Genomic DNA, 5,250 nt, shown 5'->3' with positions numbered 1-5,250 from the left:
CACGTCGATGGTGATGCCCTGCTCGCGCTCGGCCGACAGGCCGTCGGTCAGCAGGGCCAGGTCGGTCTCGTCCTGGCGCTGCACGCCGGCCAGGTGGTCCTGCAGCACCGCCTTGCTGTCCACCAGCAGGCGGCCGATGAGGGTGCTCTTGCCGTCGTCGACCGAGCCGCAGGTGATGAACTTCAGTGCAGAGATGGCATCGTTTTGGCCCGATGCCGGCGGATTGCTTGTCTGTTCTGCTATCGAATTGGTAGTGGTGGTCATCAGAAGTACCCGTCTTTCTTGCGCTTTTCCATCGAGGCGTCGGAGGTCTTGTCGTCCATGCGCGTGGCGCCGCGCTCGCTCACATCGGCCGCCAGGGTCTCGATCACGATGTCGGCGGCCGTGGCGGCCGGGCTCTCCACCGGGCAGGTGCAGGTGATGTCGCCCACGGTGCGAAAGCGCACGTCGCGCGTCTCCACCGTTTCGCCGTCGCGCGGCGGGGTGAGGTCGGTCACGGGCACGAGCAGGCCCTTGCGCTCCACCACCTGGCGCTTGTGGGTGTAGTAGAGCGAGGGCAGGGCGATCTGCTCGCGGTCGATGTACTGCCACACGTCGAGTTCGGTCCAGTTGCTGATGGGGAACACGCGAAAGTGCTCGCCCGGCGCCAGCCGTGTGTTGAACAGCGTCCACAGCTCGGGCCGCTGGGCCTTGGGCTGCCATTGGCCGAAGCTGTCGCGATGCGAGAAGATGCGCTCCTTGGCGCGGGCCTTTTCCTCGTCGCGGCGGGCGCCGCCGATCAGCGCGTCGAAGCGGAATTCCTCGATGGCCTCCAGCAGCGTGACCGACTGGTGCACGTTGCGGCTCTCGCCCGGATGCGCCAAGCGCACGGTGCCGCGCGCCATGGAGTCTTCCACGCTGCGCACGATGAGTTCGGCCCCCAGTTCCTTCGCCCGGAAGTCGCGGAAGTCCGTCACCTCGGGGAAGTTGTGGCCGGTGTCGATCATCAGCAGCGGGTACGGGATGCGCCCCACGCCGAAAGCCTTCTCGGCGCACCGCAGCATCACCAGCGAATCCTTGCCGCCCGAAAACAGCAGGGCGGGGCGCTCGAAGGCGGCGGCCACCTCGCGCAGGATGAAGATGGTTTCTTCTTCCAGCGCGTCCAGGTGGCGGTTGCTGAGGTGGCTCAGCACATGGGATTCGGTGCGGGCATTCATGCGGGGGATCTCGTTGGGGGCGTCGTTGTGCGGGGCGGGGGCGTCGCGTCAGGCGGCGTCGCGGAAATGCGGCAGCGGGTGAGTCACGTCGCCCTGGTAGAAGGCGTGGAAGCGGTCCAGCTGGCGCTGCGCGTCGGCCATGTCCACGCCCTCGCGCAGCACGGCCACGTCGAAGCCGCAGCGGGCCATCTGCACCAACTGGTCGATGAGCACGTCGCCCGTGGCGCGGATCTCGCCTGCGAACTTCAGGCGCTGGCGCAGCAGGCGGGCCTGACTGAATGCGCGGCCGTCGGTGAATTTCGGAAAGTGCAGGTCGATGCGCTCGATGCCTGCAAGGTCTTGCGCGAGCGGGTCGGCGTCGTTGGCCAGTTCAAGGACTTTTTGGCCTTCTGCGCTAGTGCTATGTGCGCTGGCAGCTATTATTTTCATAGTAATTCGATGGGGCTTGGTGACGGCGGCGGGTTCAGGCGGACAGGACTTCGGCGGGGTGGCGCGCGGCATTGGCGGCGGCCTTGAACGGCTCGATGCCCACGCGGCGCACGGTGTCGATGAAGTTCTCGTGCCGGGGGCCGTGGGCGGCGTCCACCACGGGCAGGCGCTCGGTGCGGTAGGTGGCCAGCAGCGCCTCGATCACGCCCGGCACTTCGCTGGCGCTGAACGAGGGGCCGATGATCTTGCCGGGAACGGCCGGACCCGACAGGTTCGTGCCGTCGGCGCCGCCCAGCGTGATCTGATACCACTCCTTGCCGTCCTTGTCGACGCCCAGGATGCCGATGTGGCCGCTGTGGTGGTGGCCGCAGCTGTTGATGCAGCCGCTGATGTGCAGGTCGATTTCGCCCAGGTCCCACAGTTCGTCCAGGTCCTGGTAACGCTCGGTGATGGCCTCGGCGATGGGCAGCGAGCGGGCATTGGCCAGCGAGCAGAAGTCGCCGCCGGGGCAGGCGATCATGTCGGTCAGCAGCCCGATGTTGGGCTTGGCCAGGCCCAGCGCCTTGGCGGCCTTGTACAGCTCGGGCAACTGGTCGCGGCGCACCCAGGGCAGCAGCAGGTTCTGTTCGTGCGTCACGCGGGCCTCGCCGCCCGAGAAGCGGTCGGCCAGGTCGGCCGCGGCTTCCATCTGCTCGGCGGTGGCGTCGCCCGGCGCATAGCCCAGGCGCTTGAAGGACAGCACCACGGCGCGCAGCTGCGGGTGGCGGTGCGGCATCACGTTGCGCACCAGCCAGCGGCCGAAGTCCTGGTCGTTCTCGGCGGCGGTGCGCAGCAGGGCCACGGTTTCGGCTTCGGCGTCGGCCGGGCGCAGGTCCAGATCGGGCTCGCGGAACGAGGCGGTCACGCGGTCCAGCTCGGCCTGGGTGATGGTGTGCGGGCCGCCTTCGATCTCCACGATCTGCCGGAACTCCTCCTCGACCTGGTCAATGTAGGTCTGGCCTTCGGACTTGACGAGGATCTTGATGCGCGCCTTCCAGGCGTTGTCTCGGCGGCCGTAGCGGTTGTACACGCGGATCACGGCTTCCAGGTAGTTCATGAGCTGGTTCCACGGCAGGAACTCGCGCAGCACCGGGCTGATGACCGGCGTGCGGCCCATGCCGCCACCGGCACGCACGCGAAAGCCCAGCTCGCCGGCATCGTTCTTGTGCAGTTGCAGGCCCACGTCGTACCAGCCGAGGGCGGCGCGGTCTTCCAGGGCGCCGTTGAGCGAGATCTTGAACTTGCGCGGCAGGAAGGCGAACTCGGGGTGCAGCGTGCTCCACTGGCGCAGGATTTCGCAGAACGGGCGCGGGTCGGCGATCTCGTCGGCGGCGATGCCGGCCAGCGCGTCGCTGGTGATGTTGCGGATGCAGTTGCCGCTGGTCTGGATGCCGTGCAGTTGCACGGAGGCCAGCAGGTCCATCACATCGGCGCTCTTGTCCAGCGGAATCCAGTTGTACTGCACGTTGGTGCGCGTGGTGAAGTGGCCGTAGCCGTACTTCAGCTGCGTGCCGATGCGCCGGCCGTCGTGCAGGGGGATGTCGCCCAGCTTTTCCTGCGTGGCCTGAGCCTCGGCCAGCAGGGCGGCATCGGGCTGGTCGTACTCGCGGGCCACCTTGGCCAGCACGCGCAGCTGGGTGCTGGACAGCTCGCCGTAGGGCACGGCCACGCGCAGCATGGGCGCGTAGCGCTGCACGTACCAGCCGTTTTGCAGGCGCAGGGGCTTGAATTCGTCGCCCGAAAGCTTGCCGGCCTGGAAGCGTTCGAGTTGGTCGCGGTACTGCTCAGCGCGCAGGCGGATGAATTCGCGGTCGAAGTCTGTGTATTGGTACATCGTGGGTCACTCAGATCAAAACCAGTTTGGCGCCCGCCCAGGCGAGCAGCACGGAAAGGGCCGAGCGGATCAACCGCTCCGGCGCGCGGGATACGAGGCGCGAGCCCAGCCAGATGCCTGGCAGCGATCCCGCCAGCAATTGGACCAGAAGCGGCCAGTCCACGGAGCCGAGCGACGCATGCCCCAGGCCCGCCACCAGGGTCAGCGGCACGGCATAGGCAATGTCGGCCGCGATGATGCGCGGCAACGGCAGCAGGGGAAACACCATCAGCAGCACCGTCACGCCGATGGCGCCCGCGCCCACGGAGGTGAAGGTGACCAGCGTGCCGATCACGGCGCCCAGCAGCACCGGCAGGCTCCAGTGGCGTGGCCGTGCGGCGTCTTCGCCGGCATCGGCGCGCGCCGCCCGGTCGGCCGCCTGTCGGGCGGGAGAAAACACGAAGGCCTTGTACAGCATGGCCGCGGCGGTCAGCAGCAGGGCCACGCCCAGCGTGGTCGTCATGATGCGCTGGGCGGTGCTGCTGCTGGGACCCATCACCTGGAGGGCCCACAGCGACAGCAGCGCCGCCGGCACGCTGCCGGCGCACAGCAGGCCCACCACCTTCCAGGGCACGAGCCGCTGGCGTGCCAGGCTAACGGTGCCCCCCATCTTGGTGAAGGCGGCGAACAGCAGGTCGGTGCCGATGGCCAGGTGCGGCTTCACGCCGAAGAAGAAGATCAGGATCGGCGTCATCAGCGAGCCGCCGCCCACCCCGGTGAGGCCGACGATCAAGCCCACCGCGAAGCCCGCGAAAACGAATGCCAAATCATGCATGCGGGCGAATGTAGTGGGAGTCTTTATGGAAACAAACGATTGTTTTGTGAGGCCGTTATGCGGATAAGCATATTCCTCAAGGCTGGCGCGGGTTGGCAGGGGGCGGACGGCGGAAAACGGCGATAAGGGGTTGGGCGCCGTTTCTGCCCGGCCCGCGGGTCAGTCCAGGTTCACAGCCGTTCCGTGCCCAGCGCTTGGGCCAGGCGGGCGTCCAGCGGCAAGGGTTCGCCATGCAGCCGGGCGGCGATCAGTTCGCCGCACAGCGGCGCCAGCGTGATTCCGCGCGCGCCCATCGCCGTGCACACCCACAGCCCGGGCAGGGCGTGCGGGTCCACCGGGCCGGCGATCGGCAGGCGGTCGGGCGAAGCGCAGCGCAGGCCGGCCCAGACCCAAACGGGGGGGATTTCCCTGCCGGGCACTCGGTCCGTTGGGGCCGCATGGGTCTGGCCGAAGGCGGGCGCCAACTGGTCCGCCACGGCCGGCAGCAAGGTGCGCAGCTTTTTCCAGTTGGTGGCGTGTGCGGCCGTCTCGTCGGCGCTGCTGGGCGGAAGCTCGGTGGCGTGGCGTTCGAAGGTGGAGCCGGCGTACCAGCGCCGGGCGCCGTTTGCGCCCTCCGGCCCGGGAATGTGGGGCACGAGGCTGCCGTTGCCATTGACCGGAAAGGGCGGCCAGCCCGCGGTGTCTTCGCCTTCTTCGGCCCACGACACCTGGCCGCGCAGCGGCTGCAGGGTCCAGCGGTGGTCCAGCAGCGGCATGCTGTCGGGCCCGCCCGCCACGAAGGCGTAGGGGGCCTCGGCCAGCACCTGGCCCTGCGCACCGATGGCTTGCCAGCCCGCCGGCCCAGTGTCGTCGCTCTTGCCGTCCTCGCCGGCCGGCACGCGGCGCAACCGCGCGACCTGTGCGCCGCCGTGCCATGCGATGGCCGGGTGGTCCAGCAG

The 5,250-nt window shown here is 68.6% G+C and carries 6 protein-coding genes; all 6 read right to left on the bottom strand.

Annotation, left to right across the window (positions count from 1 at the left end; genetic code table 11):
- Positions 1–264 (bottom strand): GTP-binding protein (locus AC27KI_RS18145; RefSeq protein WP_487115106.1); only part of this gene is annotated, 264 nt, incomplete at its 3' end.
- On the bottom strand, positions 264–1,196 hold the full coding sequence (gene cysD, locus AC27KI_RS18140) for a sulfate adenylyltransferase subunit CysD (RefSeq protein ID WP_272553239.1): 933 nt from the start codon (positions 1,194–1,196) through the stop codon (positions 264–266). The genes AC27KI_RS18145 and cysD, both read right to left, overlap by 1 nt.
- A gap of 48 nt (positions 1,197–1,244) precedes the next feature.
- A complete protein-coding gene (locus AC27KI_RS18135; protein ID WP_317354285.1) occupies positions 1,245–1,625 on the bottom strand; it encodes a DUF934 domain-containing protein in 381 nt (126 codons plus the stop codon).
- Between the two features lie 34 nt (positions 1,626–1,659).
- Positions 1,660–3,498, bottom strand: coding sequence for a nitrite/sulfite reductase (locus AC27KI_RS18130; RefSeq protein WP_487115104.1), 1,839 nt, complete (start codon positions 3,496–3,498; stop codon positions 1,660–1,662).
- 10 nt (positions 3,499–3,508) lie between these two features.
- Complete coding sequence (locus AC27KI_RS18125) at positions 3,509–4,312, bottom strand: sulfite exporter TauE/SafE family protein (RefSeq protein ID WP_487090076.1); 804 nt, start codon at positions 4,310–4,312, stop codon at positions 3,509–3,511.
- 170 nt (positions 4,313–4,482) lie between these two features.
- A partial coding sequence (locus AC27KI_RS18120) for an FAD-dependent oxidoreductase (protein ID WP_487115102.1) occupies positions 4,483–5,250 on the bottom strand: 768 nt, incomplete at its 5' end.

Source organism: Acidovorax sp. KPB24-03 (assembly GCF_057546605.1).
Note: the sequence above shows the minus strand (reverse complement) of the source record. Positions and strands in the feature narration are given on the sequence as shown.

Excerpts from the sequence above, each read along its gene's own strand:
- AC27KI_RS18125 (WP_487090076.1), bottom strand. The coding sequence starts at position 4,312 with ATGCATGATTTGGCATTCGTTTTCGCGGGCTTCGCGGTGGGCTTGATC.
- cysD (WP_272553239.1), bottom strand. The coding sequence starts at position 1,196 with ATGAATGCCCGCACCGAATCCCATGTGCTGAGCCACCTCAGCAACCGC.
- AC27KI_RS18130 (WP_487115104.1), bottom strand. The coding sequence starts at position 3,498 with ATGTACCAATACACAGACTTCGACCGCGAATTCATCCGCCTGCGCGCT.
- AC27KI_RS18135 (WP_317354285.1), bottom strand. The coding sequence starts at position 1,625 with ATGAAAATAATAGCTGCCAGCGCACATAGCACTAGCGCAGAAGGCCAA.